Source organism: Veillonella sp. CHU594 (genome assembly GCF_003992265.1).
Taxonomy (GTDB): Bacteria; Bacillota; Negativicutes; order Veillonellales; family Veillonellaceae; genus F0422.
Genome location: NZ_RQVB01000005.1, coordinates 38,560 through 57,633, shown reverse-complemented (window position 1 = coordinate 57,633; position 19,074 = coordinate 38,560). Strand labels below are relative to the sequence as shown.

Sequence of the window (19,074 nt, the reverse complement as noted above, 5' to 3'; positions counted from 1 at the left end):
GTATTCATTAGAATTACACGTAGGGATAGTATACTAAAAAAAGAGGAGGTGACCATATGATTTATAAATTATTGCGCTATGCTATTGCTATTTTATTTGGCAGTATGGGGTACGTCGGAGCAGATGCACTATCAACACTTATGGTATCTATATGGGATGAAAAGATGCTGCAAATGGGTGTATTTGGAATCTCTGCAGTGATGATATTGTACTATACCATAAGTATCTTACTAGCAGCTTTTATCGGTTATTTAGTGTCCCAGTATATTTTGCGTATAGGATTAAGAGTAGCAAAACAAATTGAACGTATTTTAAGTCGAGTTCCTAGTCAACAACTAGTAGCTGGCACGATAGGATTATTATTTGGACTCATTATTGCTAATTTAATTGGTATGGCTTTTGAGCGTGTACCAATTATTGGCTCATACTTACCCATCGCGCTCAGTGCTGTATTGGGATATATAGGGATTCGTTTGGGGATGGATAAAGGGCCAGACTTATATAAAGCTATGGTATCTTATACGTTTAGAGGATTGCTCAATAAGGGTAGATCACCTAAAGAATCAAAAGTAAAAGAAATCCAAACTTGTTCTGCTAAGGTCTTAGATACATCGGTTGTCATTGATGGTCGAATTTTAGATATTGTGAATACAGGATTTTTGGAAGGTCCTTTCATAGTGCCTGTATTTGTACTAGAAGAATTACAAAAATTGTCTGATTCTGCGGATACTTTGAAACGTAATAAAGGCAGACGAGGGTTAGACTTACTACAGACAATGCGTGAAAAATTAACAGAATCCATGGAAATCATAGATGTTGATTATGAAGATCTGTCAGAAGTAGATTTGAAATTGATTCGACTTAGTATGGATAAACATTGGAAGCTCATAACCAATGATTTTAATCTGAATAAAGTAGCCACATTGCAAGGAGTTGGGGTGTTGAACCTAAATGATCTAGCAAATGCTATTAAGCCAAAAATGACGAGTGGTGAAACCTTACTAGTACGTATTATGAAAGCTGGTAAAGAACCACATCAAGGAGTTGCCTATTTAGATGACGGTACTATGATTGTTGTGGAAAATGGTGTAGACTATGTGGATCAAACAGTAAATGTAGTAGTTACCTCTGTATTACAAACCAGTGCGGGACGAATGATTTTTGCCCGTGTAGAGGAATCAAATTCCTAGAAAGGGAGTACCATGATTAGTTGTATCTTATTAGCAGCAGGTGCAGGACGCCGAATGGGCTATACAGAGAATAAAGTGTGTATGCCGTTGGGACAGTATACAGTGTTACAATGGAATTTACATCACATGAAACAATGGGAAGGCTTAGAAGAAGTCATTGTGGTTGTATCGGAACAAGATCAACTCTCTATTCAAGAACAAGTGGAAGCTATGCAGGTACCGTGGATGGTACAATATGTGATTGGCGGTGCAGAACGACAAGACTCTGTAGCTGCTGGACTTTCACAAGTATCGAATGGAGCAGAGATTGTATTAGTGCATGATGGTGCAAGACCATTAGCGAACAAGGAGTTAGCTCATCGAGTGGTTGAGGGGGCTAAAGTATATGGAGCTGCAGTGCCAGCCATTCCTGTAGTAGATACGATAAAACGTGTGAATGCAGAGGGATATGTAGAAGAAACATTAGTACGTTCTGAATTATATGGAATGCAAACACCACAAGGGTTTCAAACTGCTATTTTGTTAGATGCTTATGTATATGCGGAAGAACACAGATATAAAGGAACCGATGATGTGTCTTTAGTAGAGTTTCAAGGAAACCCAGTGCACATTGTAGAAGGGGATAGAAAAAATATTAAATTAACAGTCCCTGAAGATGTGGCAATTGCTAAGAAGTATTTAGGAGTAGAATCTATGATGCGTATTGGTTATGGTTATGATATCCACCGTTTCAAAGAGGGACGACCTTGTGTATTAGGAGGGGTAACTATCGATAGCCCTATTGGTCCTGATGGGCATTCTGATGCGGATGTGTTGATTCATGCCCTTATGGATGCTATGCTAGGGGCTGCAGGTATGCGAGACATTGGGTATTATTTTCCTCCAGAAGATGATGCTTTCAAAGGGATTTCTAGTAGGCTATTATTAGAAAAAGTGGTACAATTATTAAAGGACTCAAATTTTGGAATCTACAATGCAGATATCATGGTCATTGCAGAAGCTCCAAAATTGAAACCTCATATTGAAAAAATGAAAGAAAATCTAAGTGTGGATTTAGGTATCCCTCTTAGTAGAATTAGTATTAAAGCAACGACAAATGAAGGGTTAGGTGCCTTGGGAAGAACAGAAGGTATAGCCGCACAAGCTGTTGTTTCAATGTATGAAAGAGAGGAGTTATAACTCATGAAAGTTCGTTTTGCACCGAGTCCAACCGGTCCATTTCATATTGGTGGAGCTCGTTCCGCATTATTTAACTATTTATTAGCTCGCAAGGAGCAAGGTACATTCTTATTGCGCGTGGAAGATACTGACCAAGCTCGTTCTACTCGTGAAAGCGAAGAAAACATTAAGGCTGCTCTTAAATGGCTTGGTATGGACTGGGATGAAGGTGTTGACGTAGGGGGCGAACATGGTCCATATCGCCAAACAGAACGTTTAGATATTTACGAAAAAGTAACACAACAATTGTTAGAATCTGGTCATGCTTACGAATGTTATTGTTCCCAAGAAGAATTAGATTCCGTTCGGGAAGAGCAATTAGGTCGTGGTGAAACTCCAAAATATAATGGTCATTGTCATCATTTAACGGAAGAACAAAAAGCTGCCTACAAAGCAGAAGGACGTAAACCAACCATCCGTTTACGTGTTCCGTTGCATGAAACAGTAGCTTTTGATGATATGGTTCGTGGTCATGTATCCTTTGAGTCTAATGGTATTGGAGATTTCGTTATTGTTAAATCCGATGGAATTCCTGTCTATAACTATGCCGTTGTGGTAGACGATCACACAATGGGTATTTCTCATGTTATCCGTGCGGAAGAACATTTATCTAACACACCACGTCAAATCGTGATCTATAAAGCTTTGGGCTGGGATGTACCAACATTTGGTCATATTTCCTTGATTATGGGCAAAGATGGCAAAAAAATGAGTAAGCGACATGGTGCTACCTCTGTTGAACAATACCGTGAGTTGGGATACTTACCAGAAGCAATTGTGAACTTCTTAGCCTTACTAGGCTGGGCTCCTGAAGGTGAGGAAGAACTATTCACTAAGGAAGAGTTGTGTCAAAAATTCTCTATGGATCGAGTGGCAAAAAATCCAGCTGTCTTTGATATTGATAAATTGAATTATATTAATTTCAATTATATGAAACAATTGACACCAGATGCATTATATGAATTATGTTTACCTCATTTGGTAAAAGCTGGCTACGCTAGTGAAAGTCCGTCTACAGAGGAACAAGCATGGCTCACAATGCTTTGTACTTGCGTGAAAGACCATATTAGTTATGGTGCTCAAATCGTAGATGAAGTAAATATGTTCTTCCAAGATGATATCCTAGAAGATGCAGAACATGCAGAAGAGATTGCAGCTGTGAAAGCAGAAGAATCCTATCCAACAGTAATTGGGGCTTTTAAAGAAAAAATTGAAGCTATGGATGAGATTACCCCAGATGCTGTCAAAGCAGCAATCAAAGCGATTATGAAAGAAACAGGATTAAAAGGCAAATTTGTATTTATGCCAATTCGCATTGCTACCACAGGTCAAATGCACGGTCCTGATTTGAATTATATTATTACCTTATTTGGCAAAGAAAAAGTACTTCGCCGTCTAGGCTAAGTGCATACAAGGAGGCTATTTCTAATGAGAGAACTGACCGTTTTCAACACGATGACTCGTGAAAAATCAGTATTCCAACCTGTGAAAGAAGGGGAAGTTAGCATCTACGTATGCGGTGTAACACCATATAATCATCCTCATATTGGTAATGCACGTCCTTTTGTAACTTGGGACACCATTCGTCGTTATTTGAGCCATGTAGGCTATAAAGTAACATATATACAAAACTTTACAGATGTGGATGATAAAATCATTAATACGTCTAATGGTGAAGGAGTAGCATGGAATGTAATCTCTGATCGCTATATTGATGCCTACTATGATGTAATGGATGCATTACATGTGCGTCGTGCCGATGTATATCCTCGTGTGTCTACGCATATGGAAGAAATTATTTCCATGATCACTACATTAATCGACAATGGCTATGCCTATGCAGTAGATGGTGATGTGTACTATCGTGTAGAGAAATTTGAGCATTATGGTAAGCTATCTGGTCGTACTTTAGACGATATGGAAGCTGGTGCTCGTGTAGATGTAGATGACCGTAAGGAAAATCCAATGGACTTTGCTTTATGGAAAGCGGCAAAACCAGGAGAACCATTCTGGGAAAGCCCTTGGGGGCAAGGCCGACCAGGTTGGCACATTGAATGTTCTGCTATGAGTCAAAAATATTTGGGCGAAGAATTTGACTTCCATGGCGGTGGATCTGACTTAATCTTCCCTCATCATGAAAATGAAATTGCCCAATCTGAAGGATGCTCTGAACACCATCCAGCTGTACGTTATTGGGTGCATAATGGTTTCATTACGATTAATCAAGAAAAAATGAGTAAATCCTTGAACAATTTCTTCTTGGTGAAAGATATTTTAGAACAATATAGTGCAGATGCATTACGTTTCTTCTTGTTGAGCACACATTATCGTAGTCCATTGGACTTCAGTGATGAACGCTTAGATGAAGCGACTAAGGCTATTGAACGATTCCAAACCGTGATTGACAACTTACTGTACTTAGAAAGTCGTCCAGAAGGATTGTGTGAACTGGAAGCAGCAGAATTATTGAAAAATGCTCGTAATTATAAAGAAGAGTTTGAAGCAGCTATGAGCGATGATTTCAATACAGCGTTAGCAACAGCACCAATCTATGGTTTGGCAAAAGAAATTAATATCTATTACCAATCTGTTCAAAGCTGTGATGGCACTGTATGCCATAGTACTATTGGTGAAGTTAAAGAAATCTTTAAAATGATGTTAGATATTCTAGGTTTATTAGAAGAGGGCTGGAAAGGTCAAGAAACTAGTAATGAAGAATATAATCAATTAATGGAAGTCATCTTGAATATTCGTCAATGTGCTCGTGATCAAAAACAATGGGGCATTGCAGACTCCATTCGTGATGAATTGGCCAATATTGGAATTGTCATCGAAGATTCCCCACAAGGGGCACGGTGGAAAAAACGTGAACTTTAATCGATACAAACAGCTACGATCTATGGCGATTGATAAATTAAAATCTTCAGTGAAAGTAGAAGCAAATGGAGAGGGTCCTTTAGAGGACTCTCTTATGCTTGCTTATATTGGAGATGGTGTATATACTTTATTTATCAGAAATCGTGTAGTAGAAACGGGCATTACAAAAACACAAATACTTCATGATGTAGTGACGTCATTTATCAATGCAAAAGCACAGGCGAAAGTATTACAGGCATTAGAGCCAACTCTGACAGAGGAAGAGTTATTAGTGGCAAAACGGGCTCGCAATAGTAATGTGCATGTACCGAAAAGTGCCAGTGTACAGGAATACCGCATGAGTACAGCATTTGAGGCGTTGTTGGGGTATACCTATCGCAAGGGGGATGAAGAGAGGCTTACTACTCTCATGGAATTCGCTTTTGCTGAAACGTTGTCACATATGTAGCATGAATATAAATACGCCATAGGCTTTCATTAATTAACTTGTATTGAAGTCTGTGGCGTTTTCTTAATCTGTGGAATGGAAGAGCACGGCATATTCCTTCAGAAACGGCATTTCATGATGTTTCTTCAGGAACACGCCGTGCTCTTCTAGGTCTTCAGCTAATCATCAAAAAGCTACAGACTTCTTATAGCAGATACAAATATATCTTCTTGGAAGTCTATGGCGTATTTCTCTAAAAGTATATAGGATGACAACCTTTCATCAGATGGTGCTCAGGTGAAAAGGGAAGAGCACGGTATACCCCTTCTCAAACGGCATTTCATGATGTTTGTTCGGGGGCACACCGTGCTCTTCTTGTGTTTTCTGAATTAACGACAGATGAACGTGACATGGCATAGAATATGTTTTTTTCATTGTACTAGTGGGTGTGACAACGTTTCAGGGGGGCGCTCATGTGTTATGTTGGGAGTTGTCTTGTTTTAGTGGTATAATAGATTAATAGCTTAGTGGTTTCTAAGCTTTTGTATTGATTTTGATGATATGAAATATGTACTTTTCATATTGATATGTTTAACATGTATGTATAGACACTATTTCTAGTTAGTATGCTTAGTAATGTGAAGCGCAATATGTTTAGTAAGATGTTACTGCGTATTGTTAGGTTTGCTTTTTGGAAAGTTTGAGGTTTTCATGGATACGTTTATTGTAGGTCGTAATGCTGTGCGTGAGGCGCTGAAGTCAGATCGAGGGATTCATCGTATTTTAGTGGTAGAAGGTAAGCAAGGGGGTTCTCTTTCAGAGATATTGGGTTTGGCAAAGTCTAAGGGTGTAGAAATTCGTCGCGTGAAGGAACGAGATTTACAGAAGTATCCTAGTGATGTGCCGAATCAAGGTGTGGTAGCCTTGGTGAATGCGGTGAAGTTCCAAGAGTTACAAGATGTATTACTGGCATGTACGGAAGAGCATCCGTTGTTGATTTTAACGGATGGGGTGGAAGATCCTCATAATATGGGTGCTATCATTCGTACGGCTGAATGTGTAGGTGCTACAGCTGTATTGATTCCTAAACGTCATAATGCGCCTATTAATGCTACCGTTAGCAAAACATCTGCAGGGGCTGTAGAATCGATTCCATTGGTACAAATTGGCAATGTAGCACAGACCATTGAGCAATTAAAAAGTCAAGGCTTCTGGGTGATGGGAGCTCATATGGATGGGTCTGTGATGTATGATGTCAATATGACAGGTCCTATTGTATTGGTCATTGGTAATGAGGGAAAAGGTCTAAGTCGATTGACAAAGGAATTGTGTGATGTATTGGTAACAATTCCTATGTTTGGAACCATTAATTCATTAAATGCATCGGTAGCAGCAGCGGTTCTTTTATATGAAGCGAGACGTCAACGATAATAGGTATACTATGAAAAAAGATATTTTAATTGTAGATGGGTATAATGTTATTTTTGATTGGGCTGACTTGAAATCACTCAGTAAGGAGTCTTTAGAACATGCCCGATTAGAATTACGTCATAGATTACTCAATTATGGGACCTATAAGGGATATAAAATTATTCTTGTATTTGATGGTAAGCACGCACCTTTTACAGCAGATGAACAGCGTATATCTGCAGATTTTATTGAGGTCTTTACGGGTACTCATGAGACGGCAGATGCTTATATTGAGCGTGAAGTATTTAGTAAAAAGGGTCAATATAAGACAATCTACGTCGTAACAAGTGATGGGGAAGAACAAAGCCAAATTTTAGGATTTGGAGGATTACGCATATCAGCACGTGAATTACGTCATCAAATTGACTTAGCTAAACAAGAAGAACGTAAACGATATACAGGTTATCATCAACGTGATGCTATGACATTACAACGTAATGAATTAGGTGCACATATTGATGGGGATGTGGCGGAAAAACTTGAACGAATGCGACGAGGGGAGCTATGAAAGTAGCTCCTTTTGTTATAATTGCCTTGATAATTTTATAGAGGAATACTAGAATCAGTAGATACATGCATACATACTAATATCTTACGGTGGATCTAGAATATTGAGGTGATATATAAAAAAGAGGGTTAACTAAGAGAAATGGTATTTCTCCTTGTTAACCCTCTTTTAGAGTTCATTATAGAGCATTTACTTTAGCTGCTAAATTGGATTTTTTGCGAGCTGCAGTATTTTTATGAAGAACGCCTTTGGAGGCTGCTTTATCAATTACGCTTGTAGCATGAACTAGTGCTTTTTTAGCTTCTTCTACAGCGCCTGCTTGAGCAGCTTCTACAGTCTTACGAGTAGCTGTACGAATTTGAGATTTTACAGCAGAGTTTTTCGCACGACGTTCAGCATCCGTTTTTACGCTTCTAATACTGGATTTAATATTTGGCAATTGAGTCACCTCCTTGTGATTTACTGTATTATTACTAAAGTAGTATATCATAGGGCGTACAGTTTTGCAACTATTTTTATATTTACTCTAAGGAATATTGGCTTATATAGCAAGGCTTTACACAGAAATAACCTCTATTTTCATCACTCATGAGAGCAGGAAATATGATATAATTAAGAATACATAAATCTATTAATAGGAGATGCTTATATGAAAAAATTAATGGTTATAGATGGCAGTAGTTTATTATATCGTGCATTTTTTGCACTTCCACCACTGCAAAATGCTCTAGGAGTTCCTACCAATGCTGTGTATGGATTCTTAACAATGCTTACAAAACTGTATGAAGAAATCAATCCCGATTACATTGCAGTTGCCTTTGATAAAGGTAAAGAAACATTCCGTATGGATATTTACGAAGACTATAAAGGAACTCGTCAAAGTGCACCAGATGAATTGCGTCCACAATTTAGCTTGATCCGTGAAGTCTTAGAATCCTTAGGTATCATTGTCATTGAAGAAGAAGGATTTGAAGGCGACGATATCATTGGCTCGTTGAGCAAAAAATGGGGCTCATCAGACCTTGCTGTTCATATCATTACTGGTGATAGAGACAACCTACAACTAGTCGATGAGTATACCAGTGTGTTTTTAACGAAAAAGGGCATCACTGATATGCTTCATGTGACTATGGCTAATATGGAAGAACTGTATGGGTATGGGCCTCAAATGGTTATTGAAATGAAATCTCTTATGGGAGATTCTTCAGATAATATTCCAGGTGTACCTGGCGTTGGTGAAAAAACAGCCCTTAAACTATTAAATCAATATGGTACTTTAGAAGGTGTATATGAGCATATTGAGGAACAAAAGGGAAAACTGAAAGAACGCTTAGTAGACAACAAAGACTTAGCGTTCATTTCGCATCAACTAGCTACCATCAAAACAGATATGGATATGCCTTATGAACTAGAGCAATTTGTTCCTGCTGTACATCGTGGTGAAGTGACACCTTTATTTGAAAAGTTAGGTTTTCACGCAGTAACACCAAGATTACTAAAGGCTATGGGTGTGGCAGAAGAAGGGACTTTATTCGATCAATTCTTAGCTCCACCAGCAGAAGAAATTGAATTAACTCATGTCACAGAAGTACCACGAGAATTTTACGAAGATAAAGTGATTAGCCTTGTCTTGAAAGAAGCGGGAACACATCCATTTAGGACGATAGAAGCCCTATATCTATATAATGGGGATACCCAATTAGTTGTGAATGGATTTGTAGATGTAGGGCATTTAGAAACAGTCTTCCAAGGGGCTAAGGAACTGGTTACAGATAATGCAAAATTGTTATTTGAAGTATTAGGTACTGAAACAACAGGTCGTATTTCAATTTTGAAAGAAGAAACTGTTCATATCAAAGATCTTACATTAATGGCGTATTTACTTGATCCTACACGAGCAAACTATGGTATGACCTATTTATGCGAACGTTTTGGACAACCTTCCATTCCTGCTACGGAAAATGAAACAGAGTGGGCTCTACAAGCACAAGCTTTATACCATATGCACGAGAAAGCTACGGAAGAGATGGAAGTAGCAGGTGTGTGGGACTTATATCGAGATATTGAATTGCCATTATTACGTACTCTATGTGTACTAGAAAAAAATGGTATTTACATGGATGTAGACCAATTACACACTACATTGGAACGCTTCAAAGTAGAGGTTAGTGAACTACAAGAAAAGATATTTACATTGGCTGGAGAAACTTTCAACATTAATTCGCCAAAACAATTGGGTGTTATCTTGTTTGAAAAATTACAATTGCCAGTGATTAAGAAAACAAAAACTGGTTATTCTACGGATGCTGAAGTCCTAGATATGCTCAGAAATGATCATGAAATTGTAGAACAAATTTTGGCCTATCGTTCAGTGGTAAAATTGGTATCTACCTACTTAGAAGGGTTTGAAGGACTTGTGAATCCTCATACTAACCGGATTCATACTTCTTTTAATCAAATGGTAACAGCTACTGGTCGTTTAAGTAGTTCTGATCCAAATTTGCAAAACATTCCTGTACGCAGTGAAAAAGGCCGAGAAATTCGAGCTCTATTTAAACCTCATGATGGATATGATATGTTCGTCAGTGCCGATTATTCTCAGATAGAATTACGTATTTTGGCGCACTTGTCAGAAGATCCTGCCTTAATTCAAGCGTTTCAAAATGGTGAAGATATTCACCGTTTTACAGCAGCAGAAGTATTAGGTAAATCCTTAGAAGAAGTAACGCCACTGGAGCGTTCCCATGCAAAGGCGATCAACTTCGGTATTATTTATGGTATTAGTGACTTTGGTTTGTCGCGTGACTTAGGTATTACGAGAGCAGAAGCAAAAGAATATATTGAGTTATATTTCAGTCGTTATCCACAAATTAAAGGGTACATGGACCGCATGGTGCAAGAAGCCCATGAAACTGGATCTGTACGCACTATGTTTGGCCGTGTGCGCCCATTGCCTGATATTAATAGCCGTAACTTTAACCGTCGATCCTTTGCGGAGCGCACAGCTATGAATACGCCAATTCAAGGGACAGCGGCAGACATTATTAAGTTAGCCATGAACCAAGTAGAACAAGTGCTAGAAGAGCAAGGCTTGCAATCTCGTATTTTATTACAGGTACATGATGAACTAGTGCTAGAAGTAGTAGAATCGGAACAAGAGCAAGTAGAAACTCTGTTGCGTAATTGTATGGAACAAGTAGTGACATTACGAGTGCCATTGCAGGTAGATGTGCACAGTGCACAGAACTGGGCAGATGTAAAATAGTAGGTTTATAGAATTTCTATACAATGTATTTGTGTATAATAATAGTTGAGTATGACTAGAATCAAATGTGGGGGTAAATATGTATAAAATCGGACTCACAGGAGGTATTGCCTCTGGTAAAAGTACAGTGTTACGATGGTTACAAAAAAAAGGTATTCCCTATATTGATGCAGATGTAGTGGCTAGAGAAGTAGTAGAGCCGGGGACACCAGGTTTACAGGAATTGGTAGAGGCCTTTGGACCTAATACAGTGCTAGAAGATGGTACGTTACATCGTGCCTATATTGGTAGCCTTGTATTTTCTGATCCAGAAGCCTTGGAGACCATCAATTCTATATTGCAACCCCATATTAGACATCGTATACAAGAATTGACAGAAGAATGGGAAGCAAAAGGAAAGCAGGCTATTATCTATGATATACCATTGATGTTTGAAACAGATTGGCATACACAGATGGATGAGATTTGGCTTGTGTACGTAAACCCTGTGACACAACTAGAGCGTTTGATGAAACGAAACGCTTATTCTGAACAGGAGGCACTGGATCGAATTCGTAGTCAAATGAGTTTAGATGAAAAACGTGATTTAAGTACTGTGGTCATCGATAATTCTGGGACTATGAAAGAATTAGAAAAACAATTACGTAAATTGTGGAAAACAGCGAAAATTCACTTTCAGAAGGAGGAACTATGAGGGTATCCACAGCATTTGCTTGGCTAATCGTTGTTCTTACGGCCTATTATGTGCAATATGGACAACCCTATTTAGCTAGACAGTATGCGTATCCGTTAGTATATGAAAGCGCGGTAATGAAAAATGCATCTACTTACCATGTAAGACCATCTATGGTTGCGGCTGTTATCTATACGGAAAGTAAATTTGATACGAATGCAAAATCTTTACCAGGGGCTATAGGATTGATGCAGTTAATGCCAGAAACAGCGCACTGGATTGGAGAACAATTAAATCAGTCTAGCCTGTCTGACCAAGATATTAAGGAACCGAACACGAATATACAATTAGGGACTTGGTATTTATCATATTTATTAGAAGAATTTAAAGGTAACGAAATCTTAGCCTTAGCAGCCTACAATGCAGGACGTGGTCATGTGGAGGAATGGATGCAGACCTATGGCTGGGATGATAATTTTGATGATATAGACAAAATACCATTTCCAGAAACAAAAGATTACGTGAAACGCGTGATAGCGAATGAATCACAGTATCAAGCATTATATAGTCAACTACGATAAGGAAAGAGTCCATGGATGCAATCATAAAAGAATGTGAAACCCTCGATTTATCATGGTTAGAATCCACTATTGGAGACTTTCACTTAGTGGTGGAACAAAAAGCCTTATCATCTACTGTATATAGTATCTTTTATTATACAAATGATAGAAATTGGCGTTGGTCAGTTCTCTATGATACGGAAGTAGGGGATTATATGGTACGTATTACAGTACCTTTAGTAGAGTTTGTAGATATTGCTTTTATACGTGAGTCTTTAACCCCATTTATGGAGAACCTAAAGGCCAACTATAAAGCATCTATGATGACACGATTTATGGCGCCCCAAGAAGGATTTGTGTACGAATACAAGAAAAAAGGTATACATCAGTGGAAATATACAGAGGCATTGCCACAAACAATCGCAGAATATCATTTAGATGTGACACCTCATACTGCATTAGATATGATTAATGGTTCCTATATTATTGGCACCTATATCAAAGATAATGAGGAAACAGGAGTGGTCTTATTTTATAATACATTCCGCGATGAATTTTTTGGTGAAACTAGACAACAAGGCTATCCAGGAATTACACATGACTTGGACGCAACTACGATAGATAAATTTGAGCAAGCTTTGATGAATCATTTACAAGAAGTATTACTTAGTTTATAAACTACCTATATTATTTACTAATATAAATGGTATATTTTTTAGATACTATGTAATGGTAATACTTTTGTATAGGGAACAGAAATAGGATAGGGGAAGTATTTTGGAACAGATCCGAATAGAAAAACTAGGAAAATCCTTTGGGGTACGAGAAATCTTTTCTAATGTATCTTTTACCATACGACAAGGAGAGCGTCTTGCTTTAGTTGGCCCGAATGGGGCAGGTAAATCGACGTTGATGAAATGCATACTAGGCATAGAAGAACATGATGCGGGGATCATTGTGAAAGACAGTAGTATCACTATAGGCTATTTGCAACAAGATGTAAATTTAGGTGATGCTAGTTTAGAAGAAGAAATTCAAACGGCTTGGGCTGATGTACAGCACTTAGAATCCCAGTTACAAGCGTTAACGACAGAATTAGAAAATCGAGATGCCACAGAACAGGACTTGCGTCGTTTATCCTATTTACAAGAGCGATTAGAATGGCTTGGTGGGTATGATTATGAAAAACAAAGCCAACGTATTGCTTATGGGTTAGGATTTAGTGACGAAGATTTAAAGAAGAAAGCCAGTGAATTTTCTGGAGGACAAAAAACGCGTATTAACTTGGCGAAAGCCTTGGTGCGTCGTCCTGATTTTTTATTTCTTGATGAGCCTACTAACCATCTAGATATGCCAATGTTAGAGTGGTTAGAGGGATATTTAAAATCCTACAAAGGTGGCATTGTCATCATCAGCCATGACCGATATTTCTTAGATCAAGTGGCGACAGAAGTGGTAGAATTATCTCATCATAAAGTGCATACCTATAAAGGTAATTATAGCCAGTTCTTGAAACAACGAGAGCAGCAACGAGTGGCGTATCAACGTGCGTATGAAAAGCAACAGGAACACATTCGTAAAACGGAAGAATATATTGACAAATATCGAGCAGGCATAAAATCTAAAATGGCTCGTGGTCGTCAATCACAGTTAGATAGACTAGAAAGATTAGAGGCACTAGACCAAGATAGAGAGTTTGCTTTTACCTTTCCTAAGGCAGAAATGAGTGCAGACAGAGTGTTGATGGTGGAAGATGTGTCCATTGGATATGATATAGAACATCCAGTGGCTACACATATTACAACGACCTTACGTCGAGGAGATGTGGTAGGCTTAATTGGTGCGAATGGAGCTGGAAAATCGACTTTTGTAAAAACAATTATGGGGGAACTTAATACACTGGATGGATCGATTACCACTGGAAATCGTGTACAGACAGGATATTTCTCGCAAGAACATGAAGAATTACACCCTAGTTGGTCTGTGTTACAAGAGATCATGGCTCCTTATGATATGTCAGAAGAATCTGCTCGTAGCGTATTAGGTGCCTTTCAATTTAGAGGTGATGATGTATTCAAGTTAATAGGAGATTTATCAGGTGGAGAACGTGCTAGGGTAGCTTTATTACAGTTATTTTTAGAAGGCCGTAACTTCTTAATCCTTGACGAACCGACAAATCATTTAGACATCCCTACACGAGAAACAGTGGAGCAAGCCTTACAACAATTTGAGGGCACATTGCTCATTATTTCTCATGACAGATATTTGTTGGATGCTGTGGCAAAACGCATTGTGGTCTTAGATAATGGTGGCATTGAAGAGTTCCATGGTAATTATTCGTATTATAAAGAAAAAATGTTGGAACGATCAGTGTTAGCAGCTCAACGATTAGAAGCGGAGCAGACGAAACACAACAATATGTCCAACAATACAGCAGGAAAATCCGATAATGCTAAAGATAGAGCAGTGAGTACTGATTCTAATGGTGAGATACATAAAGGTACATCAGAGGCTACTATAACAGAAAAACAAGATACTAGCTATTCAGAAGCAGTGACAGCCCCTAAAAAGAAAACGAATTTTTTCATGCTAGAAAAGGAATTAGCCAAAGTAGAGTCAGATATTGCACGGTATGAGGCGACTGTTAAAATGTATACGGTACAGCTACAGGACCCATCTATCCAAGGAGATATATCAGAATATGAACGATTATCTCAAGAGTTAGCCAATACAACATCACAGTTAGAGGTTCTTTATGAGAGGTGGGAACACCTTAGCGAAGAGGCCTAGGAGGTTTCTATGAAAGGTCGTTTTGCACCCAGTCCTACAGGCCATATACATGTAGGTAATTTGTGGGTAGCATTTTTGTCCTATTGGTCTGCACGGCATCAAGATGGTGAATATATAGTGCGCATAGAAGATGTAGATACACAACGGTCTAAATCAATCTATGCAGATCATATACTAGAAGATTTATCTTGGCTTGGTTTTACTTGGGACGAAGCACCTACGTATCAATCTGAACGTTTGGATATATACGAGAGATATTTACAAGAATTACGTAGCCAAAAACGGTTATATCCATGTTATTGTAATCGAGCGCGCTTACAGGAAATCAGTAGCGCTCCTCATCAAGGTGAAGCCCATCATGTGTACGATGGATATTGTTTAACCCATGAGCCGACTATAGGTGAAAGACCTCCTTCTTGGCGATTTCATATGGAGGATATAAAAGGATCCTTTCAGGACATATATCGAGGTGTGGTAGATTATGAAATCCAATCTTGTAGTGATGATATCGTGTTAAAGCGATGGGATGGAATGATTGCCTATCATTTGGCGGTGGTGATTGATGATTATGAAATGGGTGTCACAGAAGTAGTTCGTGGTAATGATTTACTGCCTGTGACGGGTCATCAAATTGCGCTGGCCCAAGCCTTGGGCTTTTCTACTTTGCAATATGGTCATGCCCCTATGCTAGTGGATGCAGAAGGGTATCGTCTGTCTAAACGGCAACAAAGTATAACCATACGTGATCTGCAGAACCAAGGGGCTACACCAGAGATACTGTGGGCATGGTTTGCATTAGAAACAGGATTACTCACAAAGGGGGACTTACCTCTTAGCGGTCACATAGGGCTTTCAGAACTATTGGAGATTACAATTCCAAAGAAACTATTAAAACAAGATATAATTAAATTGACAAATTTCGATATTATGGTATGATAGTACAGTAACGAGGAGATACGTATGTCAATGGAAACAGCGATCCAAGAAAAAACGTGGGCCGTTTTAGGTGCCACAACAAGAACCGATAAGTTCGGATATAAGATTTTCAAACATCTTGTCAATAAAGGATATACAGTGTATCCAGTGAATCCTAATATTACATCTATCGATGGCGTACAATGCTATCCAAGCTTGCATGAGTTGCCAGTAGTACCTACTGTAGTGGACTTTGTTGTGCCAGAAAAAGTTGGTTTAGAAGCTCTAGATAGTTGTAAAGAATTAGGGATTAAGACCGTTTGGCTACAACCAGGTGCGGATAAACCGGCAGTAGTGAAAAAGGCAACTGAATTAGGTCTTGAAGTGATTCAAGATTGTGTATTGATTCAAATTTAATAGGAGGCTAACATGAGCGCAATTATTGATGTAACATCTGCAAATTTTAAAGAAGTAGTAGCAACAAATGATAAAGTAACTGTTGTAGATTTCTGGGCACCATGGTGTGGATACTGTGTTCGCATGATGCCAGTATATGATGAATTGGCAGCTGCCTTAGGCGACAAAGTGACATTAACAAAAGTAAACACTGACGAACAACCTGAATTGGCACAATTCTTCAAAATTGAAATTCTTCCTACATTTGCTATCTTCAAAAATGGTGAAATCGTAGATCGCAAAATCGGTTTCATTCCATTAGAAGAATTAAAAGCAGCTGTAGAAGCTCATCTATAATATACAGAAAGGACTGATATCTTTGAGATATCAGTCCTTTTCTTATGTGTACCGTTTATCTAATAAACTTTCTAGTTTTTTCTCTTTTCTAGCATCTAAAATTTTACCAGCTAAAATCGAAGGAATGGCTACACCGACACCAATGGATATGATGATTAGGATGGCAGTGACTCCACTTTGAATGGCTTCGACTAAGGTTGCAGATGTGAGAGAATTAATATGTAACATGGCATATAAAAATCGATAGATAAATACGCCAGGTACAAGGGGAATCACTGATGGAATCGCTAATACTTTAGAGGATGTATGGGAATAACGAGCTGCTTTCAGAGAAAATAAACTAACCATAGCAGCAGCGATAAAAGTAGCGCCAAACACAGAAAATCCTAAGTATAATATGAGCGTATTTTTTACTAAAATAGCAATGAGGCCACCAATACCTATGAGTGGGAGTAGACGCTTTGGAGTATAAAACATGACAGCATAGCCCGCAGCACCCACAACGGCAGCACCTAGTAAAACAATGGAAATGCTGTCTGGAACAATACTTAAATGGGTGAAATCATAAGAATGATTGAAGTATTGAGCCATGCTAATCCCTACAGTCATACTACCCACAATGAGTAACGTATGTACAGCTCGAGATATTCCTGCCAAAATGTAGTTGTTTAGCAAATCATCGACTGTATTAATGAGAGGAATGCCAGGAACCATAAACAATGTGCAAGCAATCATAGCATAGATCACATCTGCAGAGTCAAAAATACATCCGGATAGAAAGGCTAATCCAGAAGATACCGCAGCAGCACAGGCGATACTGATATAGCCATTAATTTGAAAACGTTTTAATATCAATTGTATAATAAATCCAAGGAGAGCGCAGAATGTTGTAATCCATGCAGAGATAATAGTACCCCCAAATAAGATAGGAAAAGCACCACAGGCAAATCCTGCAAAGATGGCAGATGTGGCGTCCGAATGGGGAGGATCTTTTTTAGCAATCTCTTCGAGTTTTTGGGAAAATTCATCAAGAGTATACTCATTACGTAATGCAGTCCAAGTTAAGACACTAATGGAGGAAATAATATCCATATTAGCTCCTAAATATTGGACATTTCTAAAGGATGTAAAGCAATCTTCTGGACTATGAATATTAATCAAAATATTAGAGTAGGCAATATGGATATGAAGATGATCTGCTGGAATTCCCATATATGCGGCTGCGCGATGCATATCTCGAACAATTTGGTTCGCATTGGCTCCATTTTCAGATAATAAACAGCCCATACGAAGTAGAATTTTTACCTTTTTTCTGATTTCCACAAAGGGTTCTTCTAAAATGCGCAAATCCTTTTCTGTGTATTGAGACATATTAATGCTTCTTCCGTAAGTGTTTTGTGTCTAAATCTACATCCACTTCCACAGTATCTGCTTCAGGTTCAGCATCTACAAACTCAATAGATTCCAAATGTTGTACCACTTGGGCACGGATAAAACCTAAATACACTTCATATAAATCTTTTTTTTCTGCTAACTCTTCTTCTGTTAAGCTTTGACCAGATTTTTTTTTCGCTGCCAATGCATTAATGCGTGTTAATGCTTCTTCCATGGTCATTTCTTTTTTTTCTTGTTCTGTCATAGATAATCTCCTTATTTGTTACTAGACTTTCTTTATGGTATGATACACTATATATAAGTGTTAGATGAAAGTATCTAACTGATGATATTCATTGTAGATTTATATTATAACACAATTTATATAGTTTTTTCATCTTAGAGGAGAAGACTCCGATGCGAATCACAAAAGCCATCAAGGCAGAGCAAATACGAATATTGGGAGAAGTCTACCATGATGCAAAACCGGCACTAGAATTTACTACGCCTTTTGAATTACTAGTAGCAGTTGCATTATCTGCACAATGTACTGACGAACGAGTCAACATTGTAACAAAACGACTCTTTCCGAAATATAGCGATCCTAAAGACATGTATGAATTAGGTATACTTGGATTAGAGGCGCTCATTAAAGATTGCGGGTTATATCGTTCTAAAGCTAAACATATTCATGAAACATGCAAAATTTTAGTGGAACAATATAATAGTGAAGTGCCCCGAGATTTTGATACCTTAGTCACATTGCCAGGGGTAGGGCGTAAGACTGCTAATGTATTAGTGTCCATTCTATTTGATACACCAGCCATTGCTGTAGATACTCATGTGTTCCGAGTGTCCAATCGGTTAGGTTTAGCCAAGGGTAAAACACCAGACGAAGTAGAAAAGAAACTGAAAAAAGCAATTCCTATGGAACACTGGAGTGCCGCACATCATTGGCTGATCTGGCATGGCCGAAAGATTTGCAAAGCACGAAAACCATTATGTGACGAATGCCCTTTATATGATGTATGCCAATCGGCGGGGAAGGTATAAT

General features: G+C 38.4%; 19 protein-coding genes. 16 read left to right on the top strand and 3 right to left on the bottom strand.

The genetic code is table 11. The features are described from left to right. Nucleotides 1-56 precede the first annotated feature (56 nt). From EO111_RS04335 to EO111_RS04305, 7 genes are all read left to right on the top strand, one after another. A complete protein-coding gene (locus tag EO111_RS04335; RefSeq protein WP_127010835.1) occupies nt 57-1,190 on the top strand; it encodes a PIN/TRAM domain-containing protein in 1,134 nt (377 codons plus the stop codon). A 12-nt stretch (nt 1,191-1,202) separates the two neighbouring features. Beyond that, complete coding sequence (ispD, locus tag EO111_RS04330; RefSeq protein ID WP_127010834.1) at nt 1,203-2,369, top strand: 2-C-methyl-D-erythritol 4-phosphate cytidylyltransferase; 1,167 nt, start codon at nt 1,203-1,205, stop codon at nt 2,367-2,369. Between the two features lie 3 nt (nt 2,370-2,372). Further along, on the top strand, nt 2,373-3,812 hold the full coding sequence (gene gltX / locus EO111_RS04325; RefSeq protein ID WP_127010833.1) for a glutamate--tRNA ligase: 1,440 nt from the start codon (nt 2,373-2,375) through the stop codon (nt 3,810-3,812). A 24-nt stretch (nt 3,813-3,836) separates the two neighbouring features. Beyond that, the gene (gene cysS / locus EO111_RS04320) at nt 3,837-5,285 is read left to right on the top strand and encodes a cysteine--tRNA ligase (protein ID WP_126941021.1); all 1,449 of its coding nucleotides are present in this window, start codon (nt 3,837-3,839) and stop codon (nt 5,283-5,285) included. Beyond that, complete coding sequence (locus EO111_RS04315; RefSeq protein WP_164727605.1) at nt 5,275-5,733, top strand: Mini-ribonuclease 3; 459 nt, start codon at nt 5,275-5,277, stop codon at nt 5,731-5,733. Before cysS ends, EO111_RS04315 begins: the two co-directional genes overlap by 11 nt. Before the next feature lie 690 nt (nt 5,734-6,423). Then, complete coding sequence (gene rlmB / locus EO111_RS04310) at nt 6,424-7,143, top strand: 23S rRNA (guanosine(2251)-2'-O)-methyltransferase RlmB (protein ID WP_127010832.1); 720 nt, start codon at nt 6,424-6,426, stop codon at nt 7,141-7,143. Nucleotides 7,144-7,153: 10 nt separating this feature from the next. Beyond that, complete coding sequence (locus EO111_RS04305; protein ID WP_009354153.1) at nt 7,154-7,690, top strand: NYN domain-containing protein; 537 nt, start codon at nt 7,154-7,156, stop codon at nt 7,688-7,690. A gap of 178 nt (nt 7,691-7,868) precedes the next feature. On the opposite strand, the gene rpsT is transcribed toward EO111_RS04305, so the two are convergent. Next, nucleotides 7,869-8,129, bottom strand: a complete 261-nt coding sequence (gene rpsT / locus EO111_RS04300) for a 30S ribosomal protein S20 (RefSeq protein ID WP_009354152.1) — start codon at nt 8,127-8,129, stop codon at nt 7,869-7,871. Between the two features lie 210 nt (nt 8,130-8,339). Between rpsT and polA the strand changes: the two genes are divergently transcribed. The 8 genes from polA (at nt 8,340) to trxA (ending at nt 16,646) form a co-directional block, all read left to right on the top strand. Then, nucleotides 8,340-10,955: a DNA polymerase I gene (polA, locus tag EO111_RS04295; RefSeq protein ID WP_127010831.1), complete on the top strand. Its 2,616-nt coding sequence runs from the start codon at nt 8,340-8,342 to the stop codon at nt 10,953-10,955. Nucleotides 10,956-11,034: 79 nt separating this feature from the next. Then, nucleotides 11,035-11,649: a dephospho-CoA kinase gene (gene coaE, locus EO111_RS04290; RefSeq protein ID WP_062402501.1), complete on the top strand. Its 615-nt coding sequence runs from the start codon at nt 11,035-11,037 to the stop codon at nt 11,647-11,649. Continuing rightward, a complete protein-coding gene (locus EO111_RS04285) occupies nt 11,646-12,209 on the top strand; it encodes a lytic transglycosylase domain-containing protein (RefSeq protein WP_127010830.1) in 564 nt (187 codons plus the stop codon). Before coaE ends, EO111_RS04285 begins: the two co-directional genes overlap by 4 nt. Before the next feature lie 11 nt (nt 12,210-12,220). Then, the gene (locus tag EO111_RS04280) at nt 12,221-12,865 is read left to right on the top strand and encodes a hypothetical protein (protein ID WP_127010829.1); all 645 of its coding nucleotides are present in this window, start codon (nt 12,221-12,223) and stop codon (nt 12,863-12,865) included. 100 nt (nt 12,866-12,965) lie between these two features. Next, nucleotides 12,966-14,978 (top strand): ABC-F family ATP-binding cassette domain-containing protein, encoded by a 2,013-nt coding sequence (locus EO111_RS04275; protein WP_127010828.1) that lies wholly within the window; start codon nt 12,966-12,968, stop codon nt 14,976-14,978. A gap of 9 nt (nt 14,979-14,987) precedes the next feature. Further along, nucleotides 14,988-15,914, top strand: a complete 927-nt coding sequence (gene gluQRS / locus EO111_RS04270) for a tRNA glutamyl-Q(34) synthetase GluQRS (RefSeq protein ID WP_127010827.1) — start codon at nt 14,988-14,990, stop codon at nt 15,912-15,914. A gap of 24 nt (nt 15,915-15,938) precedes the next feature. Next, nucleotides 15,939-16,310 (top strand): CoA-binding protein, encoded by a 372-nt coding sequence (locus tag EO111_RS04265; RefSeq protein WP_009354162.1) that lies wholly within the window; start codon nt 15,939-15,941, stop codon nt 16,308-16,310. A gap of 12 nt (nt 16,311-16,322) precedes the next feature. Further along, entirely contained in the window at nt 16,323-16,646 is a 324-nt protein-coding gene (gene trxA, locus EO111_RS04260; protein ID WP_009354160.1) for a thioredoxin, read from the top strand. Between the two features lie 42 nt (nt 16,647-16,688). Here the strand turns inward: trxA and EO111_RS04255 are convergent, their stop codons facing one another. Beyond that, nucleotides 16,689-18,017, bottom strand: a complete 1,329-nt coding sequence (locus EO111_RS04255) for a threonine/serine exporter ThrE family protein (RefSeq protein ID WP_127010826.1) — start codon at nt 18,015-18,017, stop codon at nt 16,689-16,691. 1 nt (nt 18,018) lies between these two features. Beyond that, a complete protein-coding gene (locus EO111_RS04250) occupies nt 18,019-18,285 on the bottom strand; it encodes a DUF896 domain-containing protein (RefSeq protein ID WP_240629355.1) in 267 nt (88 codons plus the stop codon). A gap of 152 nt (nt 18,286-18,437) precedes the next feature. Between EO111_RS04250 and nth the strand changes: the two genes are divergently transcribed. Beyond that, nucleotides 18,438-19,073 carry an endonuclease III gene (gene nth, locus EO111_RS04245; protein ID WP_127010825.1) on the top strand — a complete coding sequence of 212 codons (636 nt, stop codon included), beginning with the start codon at nt 18,438-18,440 and terminating at the stop codon, nt 19,071-19,073. The last annotated feature ends 1 nt before the right edge of the window (nt 19,074 follow it).

What these genes read in the sequence shown, in the direction of transcription:
- EO111_RS04265 (WP_009354162.1), top strand. Translation starts at nt 15,939, where the DNA reads ATGTCAATGGAAACAGCGATCCAAGAAAAAACGTGGGCCGTTTTAGGT.
- rlmB (WP_127010832.1), top strand. Translation starts at nt 6,424, where the DNA reads ATGGATACGTTTATTGTAGGTCGTAATGCTGTGCGTGAGGCGCTGAAG.
- EO111_RS04255 (WP_127010826.1), bottom strand. Translation starts at nt 18,017, where the DNA reads ATGTCTCAATACACAGAAAAGGATTTGCGCATTTTAGAAGAACCCTTT.
- coaE (WP_062402501.1), top strand. Translation starts at nt 11,035, where the DNA reads ATGTATAAAATCGGACTCACAGGAGGTATTGCCTCTGGTAAAAGTACA.
- gltX (WP_127010833.1), top strand. Translation starts at nt 2,373, where the DNA reads ATGAAAGTTCGTTTTGCACCGAGTCCAACCGGTCCATTTCATATTGGT.
- polA (WP_127010831.1), top strand. Translation starts at nt 8,340, where the DNA reads ATGAAAAAATTAATGGTTATAGATGGCAGTAGTTTATTATATCGTGCA.
- nth (WP_127010825.1), top strand. Translation starts at nt 18,438, where the DNA reads ATGCGAATCACAAAAGCCATCAAGGCAGAGCAAATACGAATATTGGGA.
- gluQRS (WP_127010827.1), top strand. Translation starts at nt 14,988, where the DNA reads ATGAAAGGTCGTTTTGCACCCAGTCCTACAGGCCATATACATGTAGGT.
- EO111_RS04280 (WP_127010829.1), top strand. Translation starts at nt 12,221, where the DNA reads ATGGATGCAATCATAAAAGAATGTGAAACCCTCGATTTATCATGGTTA.
- EO111_RS04305 (WP_009354153.1), top strand. Translation starts at nt 7,154, where the DNA reads ATGAAAAAAGATATTTTAATTGTAGATGGGTATAATGTTATTTTTGAT.
- EO111_RS04285 (WP_127010830.1), top strand. Translation starts at nt 11,646, where the DNA reads ATGAGGGTATCCACAGCATTTGCTTGGCTAATCGTTGTTCTTACGGCC.
- ispD (WP_127010834.1), top strand. Translation starts at nt 1,203, where the DNA reads ATGATTAGTTGTATCTTATTAGCAGCAGGTGCAGGACGCCGAATGGGC.
- EO111_RS04335 (WP_127010835.1), top strand. Translation starts at nt 57, where the DNA reads ATGATTTATAAATTATTGCGCTATGCTATTGCTATTTTATTTGGCAGT.
- trxA (WP_009354160.1), top strand. Translation starts at nt 16,323, where the DNA reads ATGAGCGCAATTATTGATGTAACATCTGCAAATTTTAAAGAAGTAGTA.
- cysS (WP_126941021.1), top strand. Translation starts at nt 3,837, where the DNA reads ATGAGAGAACTGACCGTTTTCAACACGATGACTCGTGAAAAATCAGTA.
- EO111_RS04250 (WP_240629355.1), bottom strand. Translation starts at nt 18,285, where the DNA reads ATGACAGAACAAGAAAAAAAAGAAATGACCATGGAAGAAGCATTAACA.